Origin of the sequence: Mesorhizobium sp. M7A.F.Ca.MR.176.00.0.0 (assembly GCF_004023165.1) — a bacterium.
GTDB lineage: Bacteria > Pseudomonadota > Alphaproteobacteria > Rhizobiales > Rhizobiaceae > Mesorhizobium.
This window is the reverse complement of record NZ_RZTC01000005.1, coordinates 40703-65792: the sequence shown is the minus strand read 5'-3', so window position 1 is coordinate 65792 and position 25090 is coordinate 40703. Positions and strand designations below refer to the sequence as shown.

The window sequence follows — 25090 nt, the reverse complement described above, 5'->3', positions numbered from 1 at the left end:
TTTAGCTCGGGTCCAGGGTTACCGATGACCTGTTGCCGCTCGCGTCGACCGTTGCGATAATCCGATCCTTGGTGTCGTTTGTGTCGCGGAACGTCGCGATGGACGTGGTCATCCCGATCGCCTTGCCGAGCAGCGAAGCCGACCACAGCCGGAAGCCCTGCCGAACCGTCATTCCGGGTTCCACACCAGCAGCGCGGTCAAGCAGCGCGTCGGCATTTGCATTTGCGGTCGGAATGTCGCCGACGGCGGCCGGTGCAGCCGGGATGTTGTCCGTCTTGGCCTTGATGGCGTTAACCGCGCCGTTCACGGTGCCAACGTTGGCGTTGACCGTACCGAAGGCCGCCACGATGTCGGAAGCATCCGCCGGATCAGGCGGCAGATTGGCCGTCTTGGTGCTGATGCCCGCAAGCTGAGTGTCGAGATTGGCCGAGGCCATGCCAACCGCTGTTCGCACGCCTGGCCCATCTAGATCATTGAAGCCGGTGACACCGGTTCCCTTAGCCAGGACGATGTTTGTGCCGGCAGTCAGAACACGTGTCGCCGTCGACCAAACGGCATCGAGCGCGTTGGCGGCGAACTTGGCAGCGGTGAGAGCGCCGGCTGCAAAGGTGTTGGAAGTGATCGATCCCGAATTCCAGGCCGTCCCGGCCGCACTGATGACATTGACGCCGAGCTGGGCTGTTGCGGTGTTCACCGCCGCGCCGGCAATTTGAGTGGCGTTCGCGGCGACAACGCCCGCAGTAAGGCTGACCTGGCCGGTTCCAGTGCCAGACGACAGAAGCACGCTTGCGCCAATGTCCCGCGCGGTCTGCGCTGTGCCAGCGATTGCAGAAACGTCAACCCTGCCGTTCGCATCAACAATCTGGGTTCGGCCGGTCGTCGTGTCGCGGCGGAACAGCTCAATAACGCGGATCACCGGAGCCATGCCCGCGACGTTGATGTAAAGGAGTTGTTCCTCACTGTCGGACGTGGAGGCGATGGTGGTGTCTTCGTCCACCAGCAGCCTGTAACAGCCGGGCATGTTGACTGAATCCAACTCCACGATGGTCGGGGTGGTGTAAAATGTTTGCACGCCTTGACGTGAACGCGCGACGGTGAACCCCGTGAGGCCAGTCTTCTTCGTCTTCAGGTCAACGCTGTCGACGGCGACGAAGTAGATGTATTGGTCGACTTTGCCGGATGGAATTCTCATGGGCTTGGAGCCACTTCGCCGTTAAGGCCGACGCTGAAGAAATCAATCTCGACGTCAGGATTGGTCGTGACCTGAGTAAGGCCAACCCAACCGGCAGCAGCCACCGAAGCATCGACTACGGTTTCGTCGTAAGCCCCAGGTTCAGCGGCTCCGTCGTGCCACGTCTTCCGGCTCAATGAAGTGCCGTTCACTCGGAATCGTGTCCAAAGCCAGTCATTGACCACCAGATTGGGGGACGGTCCGAACGAGGCGACCCCCAGAGCGGTGAACGTGCCGCCGACATACTTGCCCATCTGGGTGACATACTGTGTGCCGCTAGTTTGACCACCGGGAGCGCTGCGGTAGCCTGCTTCCGATGCGGCAGCACCCGCGCCTCTCGCCCAAGGAGCGATGAGATTGTCGTTGATTACCCACGCCTCGATCGCGCGCATGCGCGTCAGGATCTCTACGTCGGCGGTGTTCGGCACTCGGTTCCACGAGAGCGCTTGGCGATTGGCGGCTGTCTTTGTCCAGCGCAAAGCCTTGCCGCCAAGGGAACCAGGAACGGTTTGGACAAGAGCGGCAAATCCCCCCGCGACCCATCTGCTCGTCCAATCGGACGGCTGCGCTCCCACGGTGTATTCCGAGAAGAATGTCAGGTATTGGTTCACGCCGATGATCGGGTTCAGCAGCCCCTCCATGAACTGGATAGGCTGGCCGGGATAGAACTGCCCCTGGTCGAACATTAGCTGTTGAGATCCACGGCAGCGACCGCGTCGGCCTTCGCCTTCAGCGCGTTGAATTCCGCCGTCATCTTGGTGAGCTGCGCCTTGATGGTGGCCTCATATGCGTTGCTGGTGCCGTATGCGGTCACCGTGGCGATGACATCGGCAAAGTCGTTCGGGATCGCGGCTAGAGCCACCGAAGCAGATCCGGCATTCGCTTTCGCCTTGATCATCACCTGGCGCTGATCGCTGAGACGCGCGGCGATTGCTGCCATGCCAACTTGGATTTCACTGGTGGTTGCCATTACTGAAGTCCCTGTTGCTGTTGAGGCTGCACTGTCTCGACGCCAATGGCCTTGCCGTCAGGCCCCTTCACGATGCGCTTGGGAGCGGTAAGGGCCTGGGTGACCATCGCCATGAACTGACCCATCTGCCCCATCATGGCGGCGTTCTGGCGCTGGATTTCGGCAACAACGTCGATATCGGTAGAGGGAGGCGCGGCAGGCGCTTCGATATCAGGCAGACCCACCTTGATGCGCTCCAGCGACCGTTGATCGCGGCGCGCGGCGGCCTCTGCGGCGTACTTCGCGGCTTCCGAACGCTGCTTTGCCCTTGCGTCGACCTGCTTGGCCTCGATGTCGGCGGCCTTTTCCTTCATGGTCATGTCATGCAGTTGGGTTTTCATCTGCATTTCAGCCTGACGGTCTGCCGCGTCGGCTTCCATCTTCTGTTGCTGCGCCTTGGCGTCGGCCTCGGCCTTCAACGCTGCCGGATCGGACTGTTGCGGCTTCGGCTGGGCGCCCATCTGCTTCATCTTTTCGGCAAACTCGTCGATCGCCGCGTCCATGCTGCGACCTGGCCGGAACGGGGCAACTGCGAACTTCAGCAACTCGGCGGCAAAGGGAGCCGTTTCCGGGCGTTCCTGCACCATCGGGGCAAGCTGGGCCAGCGTGCCGCCCAATGCCGTCAGGAACTCGCTGCGGCGCTGCTTCTCGGCATTCTCGTCGGGCTGGATCGTGCTGTCGGTCTCGATGTCGAGGCTGAACGGCCGGATTTTCTGATCGTGCAGGAAATCCATCACCTGTTCGATAGTGACGGTCTTTTTCAGTTCGCCGATCTGCTGGGCAATTTGCGCGATTTGTCCCTGTGCCTGCTGCATGATCTGCTGCGCAGCGTCCGGGTTCTGCTTGGCCATCTGGACGACTTCAGGGTCTTGCTGTGCCTGCGCCAGTTCCTTCTCAATCGCCTTTGCCTGGGCCTCCAGCGGCTTGACCTGCTTGGCGATATCGGCGTCGGTTGGCAACTCCATCTGGGCCATGTCGACCAGCGTTGCCTGCTGGAAATTCTCGGCCATGATTTCGGCGACGATGCGCGCCGCGTCACGGGCGATGCGCACGAGCTCGTTCTGACGGTCACGGATGCGAACCGACCCGTATTGCGTCTTGATCTGCTGCGCGCCCAGCGTCTCGTTCGGGTTGCTCTCGCCCCGCATGATGTCCGACAGGCCGCTGATCTGGTAAATGTCTTCGATCAGTTGCTTACGAAGCGCAATCAACTGAGTGATGGTCGAGGCCACCATGTCAATCGGAAGCCAGACAATCGTGTCCTTGGCCGCCCCGTTGCCGAATGCTGCCCAATTGCTGATCGGCACCATGATCTGGCGCGGATCGCGGGTCTTTACCGCGGCCTCGATCGCATCGCCGATTTCACCAGCGCCGGCCGGATAGAAGCCGCGAACCTGAAGCGCTTCGGTCAACGCCGAAATGCGGTTGGTGATGTCGTTGATTTCCTCGATCTGGTCTTTGTAGAAGACGTAGTCGGGGACCGGGATCAGGCTCTCGGGCTGCAACGTGCCATAGGCCGGCTGAGGGCACGGGAAGAAGTCTTCAAGGTTCAGGTGCGGCTTGCCTTCGTCCAGCACCACGTCGACACCGGGCGAGATCCACACGACCTTGTTTTCGGACTTCGACCACAGTTCCCAAACTCGAGCCTTCAGCTTGCCGTCGCTGTTGTTCTTGTCGTCCTTGCGCTTGGCGAAATCGGCATTCTGATACGCCTTGCCCGATGTCGCTGCGAAACGCTTGCGCATCTCTTTGCGGGTCATCCAGGCGCCGCCGGCCACCCAGTCAACTTCCTTCCAGTTCCGGGCCGGGTCGTGCGCGAAGTCGCGACGGTTCTTGAACTCGATGCAGACCGATTCCGTGTACCCGTTTTCCTTGCTCTTTGTCTCGTACCGGATCCACATGCAGCCGCGTGCCAGCGTGGCCAGGTCATCGCGGACCAGGCGCATCACGCCATCAATGTTTTCGCGGTCGAAGGTGACACATGTGGTGCGCTCCAGAAGCTCCGAGGCTGCGCGCTGGAGTGGGCGCCTGTCCTGAAAGCGTGGCGCTACAGCAGGCACCGGAGGCCGGGAATACATCGACGGCTTCAGAACCTCGATGTTCGCCCAGAAGATTTGGAACTCGCGGTCGCGGGTCGCATTGGCCAAACGCTCCAGATCGGCATACCGCTTCTGAATATTGGTGCACCGGGTCTGATAGTCGGCAAAGCCCGCCTTTTCGAAATCCGTGATGAGCTTCAGCCATCCCTTGGAGGCCTTCGGCTTAAGCGACGGGTCGATCGCGTCGTCGGCAGCGCTGTCGATATCGTCGGTGTCGTCATTCGCCATCATGCGAGTGCCTTCAATTGCCTGGACAGCCACTCGGGCATCGAGCGGCCTTCTTCCGGCTCCGGCGCACCGTTGAGCGCTCGAAACTGATCGGCCTTCATGTGCTCATGCGGAAAAACGTCTCGGGTCAGCTCGTAAGCTTGGCCGTCCGGGCCTTCGAAACGATGGCCGGCGCTTAGGTACGGGTCGCGGTCGGTCATATGGCAATCCTTCGGCCGCGACCGCTGTCAGGCGGGGGAGGCAGCTTGACGTGGCCTTGCGGCACTGTCGGATCAGGAACCTTGCTCTTGGCCGCCCATGGCCTCGACATGCACGCATATCGCGTCTCGTCGGCGGCATGGTCTTCCTGGTCGCTGTTCAGGTCTTCCGGATTCGCCTCGTCATGCTGAAGCGCCGGCAGGGTTCGAATGGTGTGGATGCAGGTTTCGAAGAAGAACAGCATCGCCCGCCCGTCTTCGTCGCCTGTCAGTCGACCGCGAAGCTGATCCCAGCCGCCCATGGCACCGCGTCCAGCAGTTCGCTTGTTGTCTGCCCGCCTGAAGGTCGCACCGTTCGTGTTCGTCCCGTTGGCCATACGCTCGGCGAGTGAGGGACCGCCGTCCTGACTGAAGGCTGCAGGGTCGAGCACGCCGTAACTGATCGTATCGTCATAGTCGCGTTGACGGACACCCGCGCCGACGGCTTCAGCATGAAGCTTAAGGCCGACATTTTGGAGATAGCGACCCGACTTGTCGATCTTGACGCCATACCATTCCCGATATTTGACCAGTGCCCCGCGCGGGATGACGATGCCGGGCGCGCCAGCCACCCCAGAAGGGACGATCGTGTCGTCGGATGCCACTGCATACCAGCCGAAAGAGAACGGCTTGGCGCTGCCCCAGTCGCCCGCCCTGAAGCGTGTCCAGTGGTCCGGAATGTGGAAGGGCTTCACCACATGCCGGCGGCGTTCGAAGTTTTCGAAATAGGCGCCCTCGACCACGTCCCAATCGCCATAGCGCATTGCGCGCACCAGGCTTTCCGAGCCCAGACCCATGAGGCGGCTTTCATAGCCTGGGTCGTTGTCGTTCATGCTCGGGTTGTCTTCGAGCTGGGCCGGGATGAACTGCCGTTGCATGCCGCCTTCGCTGACATCGGCCTTGTAGACCGCCAGCGGCAGCGCGCCATCAATGAATGTCGCCTTGACGAACTGGTGACCGATGCCGCCCGGATTGGCACCACAGAGGATACGCGGGAACCGGCCTGCATAATGTGGCGGAACCTTGATCCCGACCATGCGGACACGGTTGCGGAGGAACCGGTAAATCACTTCGGTGAAATGGGTAAGCTCGTCGATCAGCAGCACGTGGATTTCAGCGCCCTGATATTTGAACCGGTCCTTTTCGTCTTTGCAGTGACAGAGGTAGATCCTCGATCCGTTCCAGAACCGAATTTCATCCTCGACGATGGTAACGAAGCCACATTCCACCCAGCCGGCGAGCAGCGCGCGAAACCCTTGCGGGCCTTCCATGTGGTTCTTGATCAGGTCGTCCCGAATCCGTCGGAAGAGGTAGACCTGAAGTCCGGGGATTTCGGAACACCACGTGATGGCGGCCGCGCGCATGAGATGCGATTTGCCGCCTCCCGCTGCGCCACCATAAAGCGCCTCGGTCGCGTCGGTCTCAAATGCCAGCGCCTGCTTGTCGTGCAGGTCGAGATTGATTTCAGCTGCGCTTGCGGAGGCGGACATTGATCACGGGGACGAGCGGCGCGCCATCCTTGCCAGTATGCTCTATGCGTTCCTTGAACATGCCCAGATGCTTGCCCAGGTCGACCAGCGCCGATTTCTTGTCGTGCATCTTGATCTTGATGCCGGTCTGGGTAAGCGACACCTCAGACACCGCTGCGGCTGTGTCGTCGTCGATCTTCTCACTCGGGATCAGTTCAACCGGGAACATGCCGAGACTATTCGGGCTGGCGCTTTCCGATTCCGTGTCGATCGGGCTCTTCCCCCAGCGAACAGCCTTGCGGATGTCGGCAAAGGCAATCTTGGCCAGTTCGGCGACGATGCGTTCTTGGGTGACCCCGAGCTTATGAGCGATGGCCGCCTGCCTGGCTGCAATGGCAGCAGCAACACCAACATTCCCTAACAGGCGCGGACCCTGCACGTCTGCGGTCAATTCGCTGTAACCGGCCCGGATTGCCGCCTGTGTGGCGTTCAGGTCGATCATGAATTCGTCGACGAAGCGGGCTTGCTTCGGGGTCAACTCGTTGGCGGACATGAATGGTCTCCCCGGTCTGAGCGGGTGCGGGCAGTTGCGAAAAATTGCTGAGCTTTTACAAAATTGCTCAATTCGACCGAGTGCCGGATTCTTACGGTTTTGTGACTTGCTGGATTGCCGATCGCATGATTTTTTTCCCACATCGTTGTGTGGGAGTGCGGGCGTGGGCGACGATCAGAAGGACGGTGTTCGCGTTGAACACATAGACGGCAAATGGGCAGTACAGATCGTCGAGGATGGCGTGACCACCCAACAGCTTTTCGACAACGAGGAATTCGCCAGGAGTTTCGCAGCCGGTCAAAGCATCCGGCTCAACCTCAATCAGTCCGACGGTAGAGCTATCCCGCGATTTTAGGCGCCAACCGTTCACAGCGCTTTCTCCACCTCATAAGTGGAAAGGAGAATCGCTATGAGAGACGTCCTTATCGCAGTGGCTTACGCGCTGCTGCTCATTGCCCATCTGATCTAAAAGCGAAAGCGGCCCGGTTGGACCCGAGGCGGCTTTTGCAAACAAAAACCCGCCTGACTTGGGCGGGTTATTGGCGCATCTCTACACCTGACGTTCCCAATAGGGGGTTTCGCGTTGAAAGTCAACGCCGATTACCCGTCAGAAAATTGAAATGCTGTGCACAAACGCGCAGATCGTGGTGCAGCACCGGGGCCATTTCTCGCTCATTTGCCCCATGCTTCATCGCGATCTGCGCTGTGGTCAATCCGGTTACGCAGTAGTCAATCAACCGCTCAGACGGAGCGTGGCCCATGACCATGACAAAGCCCTTAAGCTTGTCGATGGCTGCGACCCTTCCATCTGATATTCCGGTGGCGTAACCGGATCCTGTCCCGCGCAAGAAATTCGCCGAACTTGCCACGGCGATCCCGGCGCGCTCCCATAAAACCGCAAGATGGCTGCCGGCGTAGAAAAGCGCGTCTTGCTTCTTCCGACCATAGCGCCATTCAAATGTGCCTGGACGACACCGAATCGCCTGTAGCTCACTACGCCTGCCTGATATGCGTATTTTAACCGCTGTGACCTTGGCACCGTCCTTTCCACCGTCTGCCCGCCTAAGCTTGGCAACAGCGGCCGGCTGCTTCGCCCTGCCCTTCTGCCACTCTTCCTGCGTCGTGCGGCGAGACTGCGGCTTTGGCCTCTTCTCGCTGAATGGGACGTCGTCGAAACGCTTTTTCTTTCGCTCCATTAAATCCTCGCCGAGTAGTCGAGCTGCTGGCGAATGAGATCGAGTGCTGTCGGCGATTGCTCGACGACCATTCCACGACCTATCAGGGAAAGCTCGTCGGCCCGCTCATTGCCGATGATGCCGACATGGCCTTTGCACCATTCCAGCGCGATGGGATGAGCAATCAATGTGCCATCCAACATCTGCCAGAGGTCGAGATTGGCGATGACACGGTTCGCCGGCTTCGCGTTCGGTCCGCCGCGGCTCCAGCCATTTCGTTTCCACCCATGGCGCCATTCGTTACAACCAGTCACGGTGTACATGCTGTCGGAGATCAGCCGGGCGCCAACGTTTGCAGCCTGGCCGTCAACGTCGTGAGACAGCCACCGCAGCGCCTCGAGTGCAGCCGTCAGTTCCATCCGCTGATTTGTGGTGTCCTGATCACCCCCGCTTGCGGAATGGATCTCCACCCCGTCGCGATAGGCGACGAAGCCCCAACCACCCGCACCAGGATTCGGTTCGCAGCAGCCGTCAGCGTAAATCACCAATCCTAGGGGGACCTTAATGTCCTTGCCGGAAAGTTTCGTAACGGCTGGTAACGTTACATCACGTGACACGTTGGCGGTCACGTGACCCTTTCGCCATTTGCGGTCGCTCATGGGCGGATATCCATCACTTCGTAGAGTATGTCGAACCGCTCGCTTTTCGGCCTCTCCTTGAACGTGGTCGGATTGGCTTCGAGGCGCCGCTCACGTTCAAGCCGGTCAAGTTTCTCGCCTTCAGTTTCGAAGCGCCGGACAGGCACGCCCTTCGCGCGGATCGCCGATAGGACAATCCTTAGCTGCCCATCATTCAGCTCAGCCTTGAAGGTCTGGCGCCGCCCGTTCTCCAGTAGATCGACCTGCCACCCCCAGCCGGACAGGTAGTATTCGATGATATGGACCGGTCGGCGATATCGGAACCGCTCAGTTCGGCCAGTGGTTGCCAGCCGTTCGCTGTTCGATCGGCCGAGCAGCCTTTGCGCCATCCGCAATTCTTGAGCGTCCAGGCCGGTGAGCGCCGACACCGGCTTCCAGCCCGCCAGCAGCTTTTCGGCCACGCGCTCCAACTGTTCGTCGGTCAGTTCTTCGCCATCATCGATCATGCGACGTTGTCTCCGGGGCGGTTGTTTCGGTAGGTGAGCCTGATGGTTTCGGCCTGCACGGCCGACCAGAACGCCCCCAACTGTTCGTCCTGTGTGCTGTCGGGGATGCCGGCCTTTGCCATTTGCCGCAGCAGGCCGTCTGTCACCTGGTCCCGGTAGGATTCGGCCGCCCGGTCTGTCGGCTTGGCCAGCATCTTCTCAGCAGTCGAGCGAATGCGCCCGACCCGCCTATGCATGGGGAACAGGATCACTCGGCAGGGCGGCGACCAGTCAAACAGCGTCGGCTGCATGCCCGCCTCCCGCCGTACCGGTCTGGTAGGATAAGGATGTCACAGAAACCATGACGGTTTGCTCTGGAGAAAACCAGTTTTCGTCATGCTTCTTATGACAGCGCGTCCTAGAAATCATGACGCCCTCCTACGGTTCGTCATGGAAGTTAGGACGGGGTCGTCATTGTTTTCATGACGGGATTTTGTTTTCCGTCGCTGGCCGTTGGCCCCAGTCGGATTGTTGGCACTCGGGCCTTTCACGGGGAACTCTTGGTCTTGACGCCAGTCGCGGTACAGCTTCCTGCCGTCCTGCTGCTTGTCGGTCCCAGGCATCTTGATTTCGGTGATTTCGTAGGACGGGCACTTTGCCGCGCCCTCCACACCTAAGCAGGCCGCTTCCGTTTGAAACAGAAAGCCCTTCCGTTGGAGATCCCGGAAGCCTTCGGCGGCCGTGTCGGGTGCACACCCCATACAGGCCGCCGCCTGCCGCACGCTCAACCTTATCTTGCCATTGTTGTTGGCATCAGGGCCGCGCCATTCGAGCTTGACCCAAGAGTAAAGCGCCTGGGCTGTAGAAGAGAGCGCGCGCCATGCGGGCTCTTCCATAGTGTGGCGGATAATCTTCGTGAAGTGCTCGCCCGGTGGGTTTCTTACTTTGCCCTTCCCCATCAGTGCGCCCTCGCCAGGATCAGCCGGCTTTCCCTGATCGCTTGAACGGCTTGAAGGGCGGTGAGATGAAATTCAGATTGAAGCTGGGGCACGACCGCGTGTCGCCGATCGGCCGAGCCCAGCGCAAGCCACTTGGCGGCGCGTTGGATATTGGTGTCCCCTACCTGTTGAGCAGTATCGACGGTGGCGCTCAAGCGGCATCATCCATGAAGAACTTGATCAACTTCGATTTCTCAATGACCCAGCGGTTGCCGACCTGCTTGGCCGGTAGAGCGCCCGTGGTGAGCATGTGGTAAGCTTGCCGCTCCGTCCGTCCAATCAGTTTTGCGATGCCCTCGATCCCCCATACGAGGTCGAGGGGGGCCACCTCACGGTCAGACATTTGATCTCCATTCGTTCATGGGTGCGAGTTGCAATCAGAGCTATCAGTTAACACCAAATTACGATAGGTGCAAGTTGCACCCTTGCCTTTTCTGGGTGCAAGTTGCATCCATACAGAATGGATGACGATGAACAGAAATACCCGAGCCAATTGGCCGAACGTTTTCAGATCCGGCTGCCACCAGGCATGCGCGATCAGATAAAGCGGGCCGCTGAAGATAGCGGCAGGTCGATGAACTCCGAGATTTTGGATGCCCTTAGAGATGCATTCCCCGAGGAGCCAAGTTTGGAGGACCTGGTGGACGCACTAGATTACTCAATCGCGATGCTCCGAGACATTAAGGCACGGTCGCCATCGGGGGACGTTTCGCGCAGCAATAAATTCATGACGGTTCTCGGGCGTATTGAAGCAACCAACGAAGACCTTTGGAAAACCGTCCGTGAAGATCGGCAGTCACCTGTGGTGGTACTGCGCCGGGACGTTCTGGAGGGCATGGTCGCGCTGCAGGCGGACTTGGACCTGCCAAATATATTGATCGACAGTGTAGCAAGCGATCTGATCCAAATGAGTCTCAACCGCATTGCGAGCGGTGAAGAGAGACTGAAAGTTTGGATCGGTGAGGGGGACGCGCGGAGGATGATTGAGATCGAGAAACCATTGGGCGCTAAAACCTCCGGAGAGGAATAGTGTCCATCCGCAAACGCACATGGACCACCGCGAAGGGAGAGGAAAAAGGCGCCTGGGTGGTCGACTACGCCGATGGGAAGGGCACCCGCCGGCTGAAGACGTTCGCCAAAAAGAAGGACGCCGACCAGTTCGCCGCCACGGCCAAGGTTGAAGTTCGGGAAGGATCGCACGTCGCTGACAGCGCAAGTGTCACCGTAAAGGCGGCCGGAACGTTCTGGATTGCCACGGGCGAGCAGGACGGGCTGGAACGGTCCTCGATTGACCAGCGCAAGCGCCACCTACAACTGCATATCGAGCCGTTCGTCGGGCAAACGCTTCTGTCGCACTTCACCGTGCCTGGCGCTCGCGAGCTCGCCGACAAACTGCGAGAGAACGGTCGCTCGCCGGCCATGGTTCGAAAGGTCATGGGTTCATTGGCCTCCATCTTCTCAGACGCCCAGGAACGGGGCCTTGCTACCCGGAATCCGGTTAAGGATCTCCGGGGCGCCAGACGGAGGGGCAAGGAACGCCAAGCCGACAAGCGTCAGAAAAGCAAGCTGAAGATCGGCATCGACATCCCGACGCGTGAGGAGATCAAGGCTATCGTCGGCGCGGCGACGGGCCGCTGGCGCCCTCTTCTAATCACCGCGATTTTCACGGGCATGCGATCGTCGGAGTTGCGCGGCCTTCGTTGGATGGATGTCGATTTCGAACGTGCGCAGATCAGCGTGCACCAGCGCGCCGATGACTATGGCGAGATCGGCCGGCCGAAGTCTGAGGCGGGAGAAAGAACGATTCCTGTTCCGCCGATGGTCGTCAATGCTTTGCGGGAATGGAAGCTCGCCTGCCCTCATCGACCGACTGGCGACGTCGATGCCGCTGGCAATCCAGTGAAGGAACTTCACTACGTTTTCCCGACGGGAAGCGGCAACATCGAAAGCCGCTCGAACATGACCAAGCGCGGTTTCCTGCCGACCCAGGTCACGGCTGGCGTGACCGTGCCGAGCGATGAGCGAGACGCCGCTGGCGAGGTCATCATGGTGGGCAAGTATGGCGGCATGCACGCCCTTCGCCATTTCTATGCATCGTGGTCGATCAATCGGCCGCAGGACGGCGGACTTGGCCTTCCTCCAAAGGTCATTCAGGAACGGCTCGGACATAGCTCGATCATGATGACGATGGACGTCTACGGGCACCTGTTCCCGCGTGGTGACGATGCCGATGAAATGGCAGCGGCCGAACGCTCGCTTTTGGGATAGATGCGACATAGACGCGACAAAGAGCCAAATTCGTCCACGAAATCAGCGGCCGCACCAAGCATCATAATCCTGGGGTCGGGGGTTCAAGTCCCTCTCCCGCTACCAGCCCTCTTAAAGACGGCAAAAAGATCAATAAAATCGATGGGGCCTATGCCGGTGCGTCCCAATGCATCCCTTGATGTGGAGTCATTTGCGATGGTGAAGGATGGCGCCGGCACGCTGACCTTGCAGGCACGTCGCTGCTGGACTGGACCGTCGACCAAGGCGGCGTCATCTCGGCGGCCGAGCGCTAGGCGGCGATGTCTCGATCGGTGCGGGCGCCTCGTTCACCTTCGACCTGACAGCTAATGTGAGCTATGCCGGCGCGCTCTCGGGTACCGGCGATTTCGTCAAGGACGGCTTGGGGACAGTGGTTCTGACTTCGGACAACTCGGCTTTCGCCAGCGCCACTTCGGTCAATGGCGGCACGCTCGCCGCAGGCGCGGCCAACACGTTCAGTTCCGCCTCGCAATTCTCGGTCGCGGCGGGCGCGACGCTCGATCTCGCCGGCACTTCCCAAGCCATTGTCGGGCTGACCAATGCCGGGACTGTGGGCATCGCCGGCAGCCTCGGAAGCAAGCTGACCGTCAGTGGCGACTATGTCGCCGAAGGGCGTCATTGCCCTCATCTCGCGGCAGATCCAATGCTCACGCAAGAAATCAGCCGTCGGCGGCCGCTCAAAATTTACCATTCTCATGAATAGTCCCAGATGTTTAACACCTACCGGTATTTTGGCGGCTATAGTCCGAGCCGCGCTGGTGGACTTGGAAATATCTCGGCATGTGCGGTTTTAGCGGTTATTTCGGCACTGTCCGGGATGGGAGGGCGCTCCTTGGAAGGATGACGGCTGCCATTGCGCATCGCGGCCCCGATGAGCAGGGATTCTTCACCACAAAGGCGGCCGGCCTCGGCCATGCGCGGCTGTCCATCGTCGGCCTGGGGGACGGCCAGCAGCCCATGTCCGATGCGACGGGCGATCTGACGATCGCCTTCAACGGCGAGATCTTCAACTATGTGGAACTGCGCGAGCAGCTTCGCGCGAAAGGCCGCCATTTCCGGACAGCCAGCGACACCGAAGTGATCCTGCATCTCTATGACGAGATGGGGGAGGATTGCGTCTCCGCGCTCAATGGCGATTTCGCCTTTGCGCTCTGGGACGGCCGCCGCCGCCGCATGGTTCTGGCGCGCGACCGCATGGGGGTCCGGCCGCTCTTCTATACAAGGCAGGGCGAACGGCTTTACTTCGCCTCGGAGATCAAGGCGCTCCTCCAGGCCCCGGACGTCGCGGCCGAGATTGATCCGGTCGCACTCGACCAGATCTTCACGCTCTGGGCCCCGATCGCGCCGCGCACGGCCTTCCGCAATATCTACGAACTCGAACCCGCAAGCCTGATGATCGTGCAAGAAGGCAGCGTCTCGACGCGGCCCTACTGGAGTCTGGAGTATCCCGACCGGGACGCGCCGCCCCGGCACCGGGACGAGCGTGCCGCGGCCGAGGAACTGCGCGCCCTCCTGACGGAAGCGACCCGCATCCGCATGCGCGCCGATGTGCCAGTCGGCGCCTATCTCTCTGGCGGCCTCGATTCCTCCATCACATCGGCGCTGGCGGCGGGCATGGCGCCGGGTGGCCTCAGGACCTTCTCGGTCACCTTCGATAGCGCCGAACATGACGAGAGCCCCTTCCAGCTCGAGATGGCCCGTGCGCTCGGCACGCATCACAGCGCCGTCGCCTGCGGGGAAGGCGATATCGCCGCCGTCTTCCCTGACGTTATCCGCTTCACGGAGCGGCCGATCCTGCGCACTGCCCCTGCCCCGCTCTACAAGCTCTCGAGCCTCGTGCGCGAGGCCGGCTTGAAAGTGGTGCTGACGGGCGAAGGCGCCGACGAAGTCTTTGCCGGCTACGATATTTTCAAGGAGGCTAGGGTTCGGCGCTTTTGCGGGAGACAGCCCAGCTCCCGCATCCGGCCGCATCTGTTCCACAAGCTCTACCCCTATCTTCCGGGCCTGAGGCAGCAATCGGCCGAGTACCTGTTCTCCTTCTTCGGGGCTAGCGGCGCGGCGCTCGACGATCCGCTGTTCTCCCATCGGCCGAGGTTCGACGGCACGGCGGCGACGAAGCTGTTCTACTCGGGCGATCTGCGTGCCACATTGTCCGGATATGACGCCGCCGAGGAACTCGCCGCGCGTCTGCCCGAGGCGTTCGCCCGCTGGCATCCCTTGCATCAGGCGCAATATCTGGAAGCCCGCTTCCTTCTCCCCGGCTATATCCTGTCCAGCCAGGGCGACCGCATGGCGATGGCCCACGGCATCGAGGGCCGCTTTCCCTTCCTCGACCATCATCTGGTCGAGTTTGCCGCCGGCCTTCCTCCCGAGATGAAGCTGAAGGGGCTCGTGGAGAAGCATATTCTCCGGGAGGCGACCAAAGACCTGCTGCCGGCCGCCATCGGCCGGCGGACCAAACAGCCCTATCGCGCACCGGACAGCCAGTCCTTCGTTGGGCCGGGCACGAGGGACTATGTCCAGTCGGCCCTGGGCGACGCCGCAGTCAGCGCCGGCGGGCTCTTCAATCCGAAGGCAGTGGCAAAACTACATGAGAAATGCAGCCGCCAGCCGGTCTCCGGCTTTCGCGACAACGCGGCCTTTGTCGGCATCCTGTCGACGCAGCTGTGGCTGACGACTTTCACCGGCACAGGCATTTGCAACGCAAAGGCCGCCTGACACCACCAAGGAAAGCGAACGACATGACCGATACGATCCGAGACGCAGTGAAGGCCTTTGTCATCGAGAACTTCCTGTTCGGCGACACCACCCACACCCTCGCCGATACGGACTCGCTGATCGAGAACGGCATCATCGATTCGACCGGCGTTCTGGAACTGGTGGCCTTTATCGAGGACCATTGCGGAATCACAGTTGCGGACGCCGATATCGTGCCGGCCAACCTCGATTCACTGGCGCGCATCACGGCCTTCATCACAGCGAAGACCGCATCGCTCGTCGCGGCGTGACGGCTGGCAGCGGAAGGCCCGAGCTCATGCGGGTCGAGCAATTCCTCATCACGAACGCGGCCGCGCATGGCGCGAAGACGGCGCTTGTCACCGACCGGAAGCGGTTGCGCTATGACGAGCTCGACGATCTGTCGAACCGGCTCGCGACCGCCCTCGCCCCGAACGGGCGTGCAGCGCGGCGACCGCGTTCTCGTCTTCATGGACAATTGCTGGGAAGCCGCCGTCTCGATCTTCGCGGTTCTCAAGGCGGGCGCGACCTTCAGCCCGATCACCGCCTCCACCAAGGCCGACAAGCTCGCTTATGTCATCGACGATTGCGAGGCTGCGGCGATCCTGACCCAGGCCAAGCTGATGCCTGTCGTGATCCAGGCGCGTGCGCTGTCGGACCAACCGCTCTTCGTCGCGTCGACGCAAGCGCCATCCAGCCATACACCGGATGGCGCTGCCTCCTTCGAGGATTGTCTCAAGGTCGCGCCCGTGCCCGTTCGCCATGGCGGGATCGACATCGACCTCGCCATGCTGATCTACACCTCGGGCTCCACCGGCCGCCCCAAGGGCGTGATGATGACGCATCGCAATATCGATGCCGCGGCCGAATCCATCACGACCTATCTGCGCAACACCCCTGACGACATCATCCTCAATGTCCTGCCCCTGGCTTTCGACTACGGCCTCTATCAGCTGCTGATGGCGATGAAGCTCGGCGCGACCCTCGTCCTCGAAAAATCCTTCGCCTTTCCGCAGGCCATTTTCGAGCGCATCCGCGCCGAGAAGGTCACCGGTTTCCCGCTGGTGCCGACGATGGCGGCGCTGATCCTGCAGATGCGCGATTTGGCGCCGGGTTTCCTGCCGAGCCTGCGCTATATCTCGAACACCGCCGCCGCCCTGCCGCCGGTGCATATCGCCCGGCTGCGCGAGCTGTTCCCCGGCGTGCAGCTCTATTCCATGTACGGTCTGACGGAGTGCAAGCGCTGCACCTACCTGCCCCCGGAGGAGCTGGACCGCCGGCCGGGTTCCGTCGGCATCGCTATTCCCAACACGGAAGCGATCGTCGTCGACGATGAGGGCAACCGCGTGCCACCGGGCGTGGCGGGCGAGTTGGTCATCCGCGGCCCGCATGTCATGCAGGGCTATTGGCGCAACGACGTGGCCACGGAGCAGATGCTGCGTCCCGGGCCGCATCCCTGGGAAAAGCGGCTCCACACCGGCGACCTGTTTCGGACGGACGAGGACGGCTTCCTCTATTTCGTTGGCCGTAAGGACGACATCATCAAGACGCGCGGCGAAAAGGTTGCCCCGAAGGAAGTCGAAACTGTGCTGCACGCCCATCCCGGCATCGTGGAAGCCGTGGTGACCGGCGTGCCGGATCCGGTGCTCGGCCACGCCATTGCCGCCCTCGTCGTTCTCTCGGACGAGACCCTGAGCGAACGGGACATCATTCGCTACTGCTCCGTTCATCTCGAGGATTTCATGGTGCCGAAGCTCATCGAGTTCCGCCGCGAGTTGCCGAAGACTGATACCGGAAAGGTCAGCCGAAGACTGGCGGCCGAAACGTTGGGGACTGCAGAATGAACCACTCCCTCGCCCCGAGCCGTCCCGCCTTCTCGGCCGAGGCGCTGACGCTCGACAACGCTGCGGAAACCGATCGCATCGTCGCCGGGTTGCGCGAGCAGCTACGCGGCATGCGCAAGCGCGGGCTCGTGCTCGGCCTCTCTGGCGGCATCGATTCCAGCGTCTCGGTCGCGCTCGCCGCCCGCGCCGTCGGCGCGAAGAACGTCTTCTGCCTGTTCATGCCGGAAAACGACTCCGATCCCGACAGCCTCCGCCTCGGCCGGCTGGCCGCCGAAACCTTCGGCGTCGAAGCGATCGTGGAGGATATCGGCCCGACGCTGCACGCGATGGGTTGTTATGAGCGGCGGGATGCCTTCATCCGCGAGCTGGTGCCGGAATACGGGCCGGGCTGGGCCTCAAAGATCGTCATCGCCAATTCGCTCGCCGGCGAGGGCTACAACATCTCCTCGCTGGTGGTGCAGGGCCCCGAAGGCCGGCAGACGAAGCTGCGCATGTCGCCGGCGGTCTATCTCGGCATCGTCGCCGCCACCAACATGAAGCAGCGCACGCGCAAACAGATCGAGTACTATCACGCCGACCGGCTGAATTTCGCCGTGCTCGGCACGCCGAACCGGCTCGAATACGACCAAGGCTTCTTCGTGAAGAATGGCGACGGCGCAGCTGACGTCAAACCGATCGCCCATCTCTACAAGAGCCAGGTCTATGCGCTTGCCGCCCATCTCGGCATTCCCGAGGAAATCTGCCGCAGGGCGCCGACGACCGACACCTATTCCCTCGAGCAGACGCAGGAAGAGTTCTATTTCTCCCTGCCCTATGACCGCATGGATATTTGCCTCTTCGGCCTGAATAACGGCCTTTCAGCCGTGGAGGTCGGCACCGCCGCGAAGCTGACTACGGTCGAGGTCGAACGCGTCTGGGCCGATATCGCCGCCAAGCGCCGGGCGACGCGCTATCTGCACCTTGGCCCGCAGCTCGTCCGCCCCGTCGAGGAAATCGCCTGCTGAGATCGGCGCGACAATCGGGATTATGTTGCCGCGCGCGCACAATGATGGCCTATTCGAACCGCTCCCCGGCCAGGCGATTCCAGTGCTCGCCGGCCAGCCCGTTGAAGAAGCCTTGCGAGCTCAGGAACGCGTTCACCAGTTCCTCGTCGCGCGAATGCACCACGGTCGAGGCCGGTTGAGTGAAGGCGACCCGTCGACCCAGCATCGCTGCCAGCAGGGCGGGTTGCGTCCGGCCGCGCAGGCCGGCGGCGCCGCGCCGCGCTGCATCGCCAATCAAGCAGTCGATGACGGAACCAGCTTGCCCCGGCAGGGCCAGAACCTGCAGCACGCGCGCCATCCTGCCCGGGCGGGTGTGATAGAGGAAGGCGCCGACCAGCGCCCCGCTGGGGGAGGAGACGGACGCGAACACGGCCTCGCCATAGTCCGGCTTCTGGGAAGCCTCCCCGAGGATATGCGCAAGCTGCTCCGCGCTCCAGTCGGGTCGGAGCGGGAACTGGCGCATCAACGGGTCCAAAAGAGCCGCAAAACCGGCATGATCGATTTCGGCAACCTTGAGGCCGCCCTTGCGATTCCAGAGTTCCGGGACCCCGGACCAGCGCATCTCGTTCTCCTGCATCCGTCCGCGAAGATAGCGATCGAGTCCGCGCGCGAGCGGGTCAAGCAAGCGCACGGCGCCGGCTCGCCGCGAGGCTAGATCGAGCAGGAAGGCCGAAGGCCGGATTACCCGGATCCAGTCCAGGCTGTATTGCGGCAGGGCGACCCCGCGCAGTTTCGTCCACATCTGCGTCGAGAGGGCATTTGCGGTTTCGCTGAAGGAGATGTCCTGCGGCCCGGCCAGGAATGTCCTGAGCAGCCTTGCGCCGGCCATCGGGTCGTTCGCCCGCGTTTCGACCATGAGCGAACCACAGATGGCGGCGCGCAGCTTGCGCTGGCCATGCCTCATCGGCAGTACATTCACGCCGACAAAGCCTGAAATGTCGCCTTCGCTCGCAATATGGACGAGAGACGCGATCTCCGGATCGCAGACCGGGCCTTCAAGATAGTGCCAGCGCAGATAAGTCTCAAGCGCCGGAGGCGGCGGCTTTCCACCGTCCCGGAAGGTTCTTTGAAAGAGCCCGACGACGGCCGGAATATCCGCAGCCTGCAGGGGACGAATCTGGCTCATGCCAAACTTGCGGAGGATGAGATCGCGGGCGCACCGTTCTCCAGCTTGCGGAGGAGTGCGACACGCGGCATTCCGACCTCATCCTTGGCGAATGTCACGGGTTCATAGGCCTTGGCTCTGGCTATCAGGGCAGCCACCTGGCGGTCCTGCCCCTGCCCGAACTCGAACAGCAGCCAGCCACCAGGCTTGAGGAAATCGATTGCGTCCCGGATCAGCCGCTGGTGGATCGAGATGCCGTAAGGCCCCCCGTCGAAGGCCTCGCGCGGCTCGCCCTCAAGCAGATGCGCGCTCTCGCCTTCGAGGCGCGCGGTCGAGATATAGGGCGGATTGCAGACAATCATGTCCGCCGCGCCGATAAGCCCATCGCCCTCCAGCGCACCGAACAGATCCCCTTTCCGGATGGCGACCCGGTCCTGAAGGGCCAAGCGTTCGGCATTGCTACGGGCGAGCGCGACCGTGCTGTCAGTCACGTCCACCCCCCAGACGCAGGCCGACGGAACTTCCGCCGCGATCGCCAGAGCAAGGTTGCCGGAGCCGCAGCACATGTCGATCACCATCGGGCCGGGCGCGCGATCGCGAAGAATCGCGAGCGCGCTCTGTCCGAGCAACTCTGTTTCCTTACGCGGCACGAGAACGCCCGGAGCCAGTTCGAGCATCACGCTCATGAAACGATGCAGGCGGGGCGTAGAACGACCGGCTAGGGCTGCTGCTCTGTGCGGCACGGCGGTTCCTTACGTCATCCGACGGTATTGCATACACAATGACCTATCGCGCTCCGGTAAACGGCTGCTAAAGATATCCGCCGATACTTCGCAGCGCGCCAGCTCGGCCATATAGATGCCGTCCCATCCAAGGGATGTGGCTCCAATCAGAGCTACCCAGCTGTAAACTTCAATGACCGACTTTGGGCGCATTGCTGTCATTCGCCTCCGGCGCATAAGTCGCCGCGTCGCCTAACACGCTAAGCCCGCCACTCATCCTGTCAGGCGGCAGTTACCTTGGATCGGATTCTCCGCCTCAAGTATCCGCTTTCAGCAAATGAAGATTGAAAGTTTTCCATTCCGTTTGTGGATTCATTTTTTTCAAAATTTTGACTAAGACGATATAACGCATTGACTTTATGCCGATTAAAGTCCCTCTCCCGCTACCACTTCAAACGCCACTATCGTACGCAATGGCCGATTGTGGCGGGCTGCCCATGCGGTGTCCTGTGCGATAGCGGCTATATCTGACCTTCCTAGGGCGAGTAGAAGCCTTCAGCGACCTACAGCATCTCGCTCAGTGACGCCAATGCGGCTAACGATGCCGTCACCAGATATTCTCGCCGTCACCCACGCGTATCGGCTTCACCCATCGGAAGTTTCGCGCTCGCCTGCCGGGCTTCGCCTTCGATCTCGATCTTGCTCCGCGCTTGAAGATCGAAGCGCACCGTTACGGTGCGCATGCGCGCATGCAGGACTCCGTCCAGCGTACCGCGCATTTCATGCAGATAAGTCAGCGACGATTTCCCAAGCTTTTCTATAACGCTGCGAACGGTGACCAGAGTTCCCGCCGCGGTTTCATGCACGTAGTCGATCTCCATCCTCACATCCGCCCAGCCGAGGGTCGGCGTCAAACGAGGATCGGCAATCCTGCCCAGCAACTGGAAACTGGCGTCATCAAACATCGCCACATAATGACGAACGTTGAGATGGCCCATCGCGTCGCACATCCAAGGATGCACGACGCCGACATAGGTTTCGATGCCGGGCGTCAAAACCCGACCTCGTTTGCGCCCTTGAGATCCAGCAGTTGACGGGCTTCGTCGGGCGTCGCGATTTCGAGCGACAACTCGTTGAGAATGCGCTTTATCTTGGCAACCTGTTCGGCATTGCTCTTAGCGAGCGTGCCCTTGCCGACATAGAGGCTGTCTTCCAAACCGACCCGTACATTGCCGCCCATGATCGCGCCCATCGTGCAGAGATTTATCTGGTGCTTGCCCGCGGCAAGGATCGACCAGAGATAGTCGTCTCCGAACAGCCGATCAGCCGTCCTGCGCATGTGCATCATGTCTTCTGGGTCGGCGCCGATTCCGCCCAGCAGCCCGAAGATCGTCTGGACGAAAAGCGGCGGCTTCAGCAGCTTGCGGTCTAGAAAGTGCGCAAGCGTGTAGAGGTGACTGACATCGTAGCACTCGAACTCGAATTTCGTGCCATAAGCCTGGCCGACTTCGACGATGATGCGCTCGATCTGCTCGAACGTGTTGGAGACGATGCCCTTCTTTGTGTCTTCCAGGTAGCCCTTCTCCCAGTCGTACTTCCAGTCGGTGTATTTCGGCGCGATGTGGTGCAGGGCGAAATTCATAGATCCCATATTGAGCGAGCAGAGTTCCGGCTTCGAAGCGTGGGCGGCTTCAAGGCGCTCTTCGAGGGTCATCTTCAGCCCGCCGCCGGTGGAAATGTTCATCACGGCGTCGGTCTGCTGCTTGATGCGCGGCAGGAAATCCATAAACAGCTTTGGATCAGGGGTAGGCTTGCCGGTCTCCGGATCGCGGGCATGCAGATGGATCACCGACGCTCCGGCTTCGGCTGCTCCGACGGCGGCGTCGACGATCTCGGACGGCGTTATCGGCAGATACGGGCTCATCGTCGGCGTGTGGATCGAGCCGGTGACCGCACAGGTGATGACGACTTTCGGCGATTTCTTCATTGTTGAACTCTCCCTTGTCTGCCTTTTGTTGTTATCTCTCGAGCGCGAGGCAATCCTCACGACCACAGCCCAATCGAACCGCCTCGCCCGCATTGAGTTCGGACCGAGACGACGATGCGGCAAGCTTGACAATGAATTTCAGGCCCCCCGCCGTCACAGCGACGAGCCGGATGTGATCCCCGACATAGACGGACTGAACGACGGTTGCCGCAATCACGTTGAGGGCGGTGGAGCCATCGTGCAATAAGGACATGCGCTCGGGCCTGATCGACAGCGTCACCTTGGCGCCCGCAGGGGGCGTCGCGCGAGGGGAAATGGCGTTCAACACCAGATCGCCATCGTCGAGATGGACGGCCACGCCACCGTTTTCACCGCCGGCAAGCACGGTGCCGGACATGCGGTTGTTCTCGCCGATGAAGCTCGCCACAAAGCTGCCCGTCGGACGCTCATACAGTTCGCGTGGTGTCGAAAGCTGCTCGATGCGGCCGGCGCTGAACACCGCGATCCGGTCCGACATGGTCAGCGCCTCGGTCTGGTCGTGTGTCACATAAACGAACGTGACGCCAAGCCGGGCATGGATATCCTTGATTTCAAACTGCATCTGCTCGCGCAATTGCTTGTCGAGGGCGCCGAGCGGTTCGTCCATCAGGACAAGATTTGGTTCGAAGATCAGGGCGCGGGCAACCGCGACGCGTTGTTGCTGCCCACCCGAAAGCTGCGCCGGACGCCGGTTGCCGAATTCGGGCAACTGGACCATGTCGAGAACGTTCCTGACACGTCGCGTCACCTCGTCGCGGCCAAGTTTGCGGACCTCGAGCGGGAAAGCCAGATTTTCGGCGACCGTCATGTGCGGGAAAAGCGCGTAGTTCTGGAACACCATGCCGATGCGGCGACGATTAGCGGGAACGTTGTCGATGCGCTGACCGTCAATGAGGATTTCGCCCTCGGTCGTATCTTCGAACCCCGCAAGCATCATCAACGCCGTCGTCTTGCCAGACCCGGAAGGCCCCAGCAGCGTCAGGAATTCGCCGCGCATGATTTCCAGGTCGAGCTGACGCACCGCCTGGACCGTCTGCCCGTAGCGCTTGCTGACGCCACGAAACTCGACATGAACCGGGCCACGCGGGGATCCGCCCATCACCGCGCCTGCGCCTTGGGATCACGGCGTGCCGAAGCCGGGCGTTTGCGCGCAGGTTGAGCCTCAGCCGCCGCGGCGGCGCGAAGAATGATGTCGGCGGCCTCGCGCAGGTCGGCCACCAGCGCCTTGCGCGCAGCCGCGCCATCGGCGCGACGCAGCGCCGCGAGCATTTCGTCATGATGGTCCAGGCCCAGGCCGTAGGTCACGTCCGAGCGGACGATGTTCAAGAACGGTCCTGCTTGCAGCCACAATTTCTCGATGATTTGCTGGATGAGAGGTGACCGCGCGGCATGGTACATCGTGAAATGGAAGCGCCTGTTCAAGCCGAGATAGCTAGCCATGACATTGCTCTCGACGCATTCGCGCATCAGCCCGTTCAGCTTCGCCAATTCATCGAGTTCTTCGGGCGTGATGGTCGTCGCGGCCCACTCGGCCGCCGTTCCTTCGACGCTGCAGCGCACACGCACCAGATCCGAAATACGCGCCACCGTGGCCTCGGGGACGATGACGCCCCGATTTGGGTGGTCGAACATCGCCTCGTCGCTGACGAGTTGCCGTAAGGCCTCGCGCACCGGCATGGCGCTGGTCCGGTACTGTTCGGCAAGCTGTCGCACGACCAGTCTTTGGCCGGGCAGGAAGTCACCGTTCATCAGTGCTTCCTTCAAGCCCGTATGGACACGAACATGAGCTGTCTTTTGCGCGGCCGAGCCGGCACTGGCATCCTTGCGATCAAGCATCAGTTTGTCCGGCGCGGCAGTATTTTGAGGTTGCTCGACAGGAAATCGTCGAATGCGCCGGCGAAGCCGTCGAGTTCGGCGTCGCCAAATGGCAGTGACAACGCCAGCATGCCGCGCGGCGTCACGTAGTACCCTCGCAACAGCATTTCGATATGCCAAAGCGCAATCACCGATGGATCGGCGTCGTCGAGCCGCGCCGGCGTGTCCACCGGCCCCCTGACGAAATGCAGGTTCATCAACGACCCTCGCCCTATGACGATGCCCTCGACGTCATGCCTTTCAAGGGAGACGTTCATCGCTTCGCGCAGGCGGTCGCCGCGCGCATTGACCGCGCGGCTCGCCTCTTGCGTCAGCACCTGGGTCAGACCGGTGAAGCCAGCAGCCATGCTGAGAATATTGTTGTTGAACGTCCCGCCATGCGAGAACGCACCGGGCAAAGCCGGATCGAAGCGATCGACGAGGTCGGCGCGTCCACCGAATGCGCCAAAACTGGCGCCGCCGCCGATATACTTGCCGAGCGTCACGAAATCGGGAAAAATCCCATGCGCCCCGTGGAGCGCGCGGTAGTCGAGGCGCGAAGTCATGACCTCGTCGAAAATCAGCAGCGCGCCGGTCTCCTTCGTCGCCGCGCGCAGCGCTTCCAGGAACTCACGCGTCGCCGGGATGCAGCCGCCGCCGCCCATCATCGGCTCGACGATCACCGCGGCAAGCTCGTCGCCCTGTTCCTTGATGAGCGCCACGGCGCCTGCACTATCGTTGTAGTCGGCGAAGACAAAGGGGAACGGCAGATTGAGCGGCGAGCCGCCATGCGCAAAGGTGAGTACGCCACCGTGATAGCCCTCGCGGAACGCGAGTATCTTCGAACGCTTTGTGATGGCGCGAGCGGCGGAAATCGCCATGATGTTCGCCTCGGTGCCCGAGTTGCAGAAGCGCACGCGCTCTATGGCTGGAAAACGGTCGACTACCGCCGCTGCAAGGCGCGCTTCGTAGCGGTTGGGGGCGCCCAGCATGATGCCGCCCTGTATTACGTCCACAAGGGCTGCCGAAATCGCCTTGTCGGAATGGCCGTAAAAACCGGCGCTGTATTCCGAGACCAGGTCGACATAGGTATGGCCGTCGAGATCGGTGACCCTGCAGCCGTCGCCGGAAACAAACGATACGGGGAACGGCGGATACCATAGAACAGCCCTCGTATTGCCACCCGGCAACGATGCCGCGGCCTCGTTCTGACGCGCCAGGCTGTTCGGGTTGGCGTCAGCGAAACGCTGTCGGGCCTCATCCAGAACAGCAGCGAGACTGACATTGGCGCGCAGGTCTCTAGTGCCTTGCAGCATTCGATCAAATCCCCTC

28 protein-coding genes and 1 pseudogene are annotated in these 25090 nt (G+C 61.3%); 8 read left to right on the top strand and 21 right to left on the bottom strand.

Annotated elements, in window-relative coordinates:
• Position 1: 1 nt before the first annotated feature.
• From EOB59_RS03285 to EOB59_RS03255, 7 genes are read right to left on the bottom strand one after another with little or no spacing between them, the layout of a single operon-like run.
• Positions 2-1192, bottom strand: a complete 1191-nt coding sequence (locus tag EOB59_RS03285) for a hypothetical protein (RefSeq protein WP_128287641.1) — start codon at positions 1190-1192, stop codon at positions 2-4.
• The gene (locus EOB59_RS03280; RefSeq protein ID WP_128287640.1) at positions 1189-1917 is read right to left on the bottom strand and encodes a hypothetical protein; all 729 of its coding nucleotides are present in this window, start codon (positions 1915-1917) and stop codon (positions 1189-1191) included. Before EOB59_RS03280 ends, EOB59_RS03285 begins: the two co-directional genes overlap by 4 nt.
• Positions 1917-2201: a hypothetical protein gene (locus tag EOB59_RS03275; protein ID WP_128287639.1), complete on the bottom strand. Its 285-nt coding sequence runs from the start codon at positions 2199-2201 to the stop codon at positions 1917-1919. Before EOB59_RS03275 ends, EOB59_RS03280 begins: the two co-directional genes overlap by 1 nt.
• Positions 2201-4570, bottom strand: coding sequence for a hypothetical protein (locus EOB59_RS03270; protein ID WP_128287638.1), 2370 nt, complete (start codon positions 4568-4570; stop codon positions 2201-2203). Before EOB59_RS03270 ends, EOB59_RS03275 begins: the two co-directional genes overlap by 1 nt.
• Positions 4567-4767, bottom strand: coding sequence for a hypothetical protein (locus EOB59_RS03265; protein ID WP_128287637.1), 201 nt, complete (start codon positions 4765-4767; stop codon positions 4567-4569). The genes EOB59_RS03270 and EOB59_RS03265 overlap by 4 nt, the downstream gene beginning before the upstream one ends.
• Positions 4764-6293, bottom strand: coding sequence for a terminase family protein (locus EOB59_RS03260; protein ID WP_164895565.1), 1530 nt, complete (start codon positions 6291-6293; stop codon positions 4764-4766). The genes EOB59_RS03265 and EOB59_RS03260 overlap by 4 nt, the downstream gene beginning before the upstream one ends.
• Positions 6268-6825 (bottom strand): terminase small subunit, encoded by a 558-nt coding sequence (locus EOB59_RS03255; RefSeq protein ID WP_128287636.1) that lies wholly within the window; start codon positions 6823-6825, stop codon positions 6268-6270. The genes EOB59_RS03260 and EOB59_RS03255 overlap by 26 nt, the downstream gene beginning before the upstream one ends.
• Positions 6826-6988: 163 nt before the next feature.
• Between EOB59_RS03255 and EOB59_RS03250 the strand changes: the two genes are divergently transcribed.
• Complete coding sequence (locus EOB59_RS03250) at positions 6989-7180, top strand: hypothetical protein (protein WP_128287635.1); 192 nt, start codon at positions 6989-6991, stop codon at positions 7178-7180.
• A 235-nt stretch (positions 7181-7415) separates the two neighbouring features.
• Here EOB59_RS03250 and EOB59_RS03245 read toward each other — a convergent pair whose 3' ends face one another.
• The 7 genes from EOB59_RS03245 to EOB59_RS03215 all read right to left on the bottom strand — a co-directional run bounded on the left by EOB59_RS03245 (position 7416) and on the right by EOB59_RS03215 (position 10464).
• Positions 7416-8021, bottom strand: a complete 606-nt coding sequence (locus EOB59_RS03245) for a hypothetical protein (RefSeq protein WP_128287634.1) — start codon at positions 8019-8021, stop codon at positions 7416-7418.
• Positions 8021-8659 (bottom strand): ribonuclease H, encoded by a 639-nt coding sequence (locus EOB59_RS03240; RefSeq protein WP_128287633.1) that lies wholly within the window; start codon positions 8657-8659, stop codon positions 8021-8023. The genes EOB59_RS03245 and EOB59_RS03240 overlap by 1 nt, the downstream gene beginning before the upstream one ends.
• The gene (locus EOB59_RS03235; protein ID WP_128287632.1) at positions 8656-9144 is read right to left on the bottom strand and encodes a hypothetical protein; all 489 of its coding nucleotides are present in this window, start codon (positions 9142-9144) and stop codon (positions 8656-8658) included. The genes EOB59_RS03240 and EOB59_RS03235 overlap by 4 nt, the downstream gene beginning before the upstream one ends.
• Positions 9141-9434 carry a DUF6074 family protein gene (locus tag EOB59_RS03230; protein ID WP_128287631.1) on the bottom strand — a complete coding sequence of 98 codons (294 nt, stop codon included), beginning with the start codon at positions 9432-9434 and terminating at the stop codon, positions 9141-9143. The genes EOB59_RS03235 and EOB59_RS03230 overlap by 4 nt, the downstream gene beginning before the upstream one ends.
• Before the next feature lie 114 nt (positions 9435-9548).
• Positions 9549-10082, bottom strand: coding sequence for a hypothetical protein (locus tag EOB59_RS03225; protein ID WP_128287630.1), 534 nt, complete (start codon positions 10080-10082; stop codon positions 9549-9551).
• On the bottom strand, positions 10082-10276 hold the full coding sequence (locus tag EOB59_RS03220; RefSeq protein ID WP_128287629.1) for a hypothetical protein: 195 nt from the start codon (positions 10274-10276) through the stop codon (positions 10082-10084). Before EOB59_RS03220 ends, EOB59_RS03225 begins: the two co-directional genes overlap by 1 nt.
• A complete protein-coding gene (locus EOB59_RS03215) occupies positions 10273-10464 on the bottom strand; it encodes a DNA-binding protein (protein ID WP_128287628.1) in 192 nt (63 codons plus the stop codon). Before EOB59_RS03215 ends, EOB59_RS03220 begins: the two co-directional genes overlap by 4 nt.
• A 117-nt stretch (positions 10465-10581) precedes the next feature.
• Here EOB59_RS03215 and EOB59_RS03210 point away from each other — a divergent pair, with 117 nt between their 5' ends.
• The 7 genes and pseudogenes from EOB59_RS03210 to nadE all read left to right on the top strand — a co-directional run bounded on the left by EOB59_RS03210 (position 10582) and on the right by nadE (position 18012).
• Complete coding sequence (locus EOB59_RS03210) at positions 10582-11151, top strand: Arc family DNA-binding protein (RefSeq protein WP_128287627.1); 570 nt, start codon at positions 10582-10584, stop codon at positions 11149-11151.
• A complete protein-coding gene (locus tag EOB59_RS03205; protein WP_128287626.1) occupies positions 11151-12389 on the top strand; it encodes a site-specific integrase in 1239 nt (412 codons plus the stop codon). Before EOB59_RS03210 ends, EOB59_RS03205 begins: the two co-directional genes overlap by 1 nt.
• A 349-nt stretch (positions 12390-12738) precedes the next feature.
• Positions 12739-13131 (top strand): autotransporter-associated beta strand repeat-containing protein, encoded by a 393-nt coding sequence (locus tag EOB59_RS03200; protein ID WP_164873801.1) that lies wholly within the window; start codon positions 12739-12741, stop codon positions 13129-13131.
• Between the two features lie 77 nt (positions 13132-13208).
• Positions 13209-15146, top strand: coding sequence for an asparagine synthase (glutamine-hydrolyzing) (gene asnB / locus EOB59_RS03195; RefSeq protein ID WP_128287624.1), 1938 nt, complete (start codon positions 13209-13211; stop codon positions 15144-15146).
• A gap of 23 nt (positions 15147-15169) precedes the next feature.
• Entirely contained in the window at positions 15170-15436 is a 267-nt protein-coding gene (locus EOB59_RS03190; protein ID WP_127381822.1) for an acyl carrier protein, read from the top strand.
• 26 nt (positions 15437-15462) lie between these two features.
• Positions 15463-17008 (top strand): annotated as a pseudogene (locus tag EOB59_RS03185) (class I adenylate-forming enzyme family protein).
• On the top strand, positions 17005-18012 hold the full coding sequence (nadE, locus tag EOB59_RS03180; protein ID WP_128287623.1) for an NAD(+) synthase: 1008 nt from the start codon (positions 17005-17007) through the stop codon (positions 18010-18012). Before EOB59_RS03185 ends, nadE begins: the two are co-directional and overlap by 4 nt.
• A gap of 49 nt (positions 18013-18061) precedes the next feature.
• Here the strand turns inward: nadE and EOB59_RS03175 are convergent, their stop codons facing one another.
• The 7 genes from EOB59_RS03175 to EOB59_RS03145 form a co-directional block, all read right to left on the bottom strand.
• On the bottom strand, positions 18062-19177 hold the full coding sequence (locus EOB59_RS03175; protein ID WP_127809479.1) for a hypothetical protein: 1116 nt from the start codon (positions 19175-19177) through the stop codon (positions 18062-18064).
• On the bottom strand, positions 19174-19842 hold the full coding sequence (locus EOB59_RS03170) for a HemK/PrmC family methyltransferase (RefSeq protein WP_245481877.1): 669 nt from the start codon (positions 19840-19842) through the stop codon (positions 19174-19176). The genes EOB59_RS03175 and EOB59_RS03170 overlap by 4 nt, the downstream gene beginning before the upstream one ends.
• Positions 19843-20504: 662 nt before the next feature.
• On the bottom strand, positions 20505-20933 hold the full coding sequence (locus EOB59_RS03165; RefSeq protein WP_127399093.1) for an acyl-CoA thioesterase: 429 nt from the start codon (positions 20931-20933) through the stop codon (positions 20505-20507).
• Positions 20930-21865, bottom strand: a complete 936-nt coding sequence (locus EOB59_RS03160; protein ID WP_127317813.1) for a 3-keto-5-aminohexanoate cleavage protein — start codon at positions 21863-21865, stop codon at positions 20930-20932. The genes EOB59_RS03165 and EOB59_RS03160 overlap by 4 nt, the downstream gene beginning before the upstream one ends.
• 31 nt (positions 21866-21896) lie before the next feature.
• Positions 21897-23003, bottom strand: a complete 1107-nt coding sequence (locus EOB59_RS03155) for an ABC transporter ATP-binding protein (RefSeq protein ID WP_128287622.1) — start codon at positions 23001-23003, stop codon at positions 21897-21899.
• Positions 23003-23740 carry a GntR family transcriptional regulator gene (locus EOB59_RS03150; RefSeq protein ID WP_127321023.1) on the bottom strand — a complete coding sequence of 246 codons (738 nt, stop codon included), beginning with the start codon at positions 23738-23740 and terminating at the stop codon, positions 23003-23005. The genes EOB59_RS03155 and EOB59_RS03150 overlap by 1 nt, the downstream gene beginning before the upstream one ends.
• The gene (locus EOB59_RS03145; protein ID WP_128287621.1) at positions 23740-25074 is read right to left on the bottom strand and encodes an aminotransferase class III-fold pyridoxal phosphate-dependent enzyme; all 1335 of its coding nucleotides are present in this window, start codon (positions 25072-25074) and stop codon (positions 23740-23742) included. The genes EOB59_RS03150 and EOB59_RS03145 overlap by 1 nt, the downstream gene beginning before the upstream one ends.
• Positions 25075-25090 lie beyond the last annotated feature (16 nt).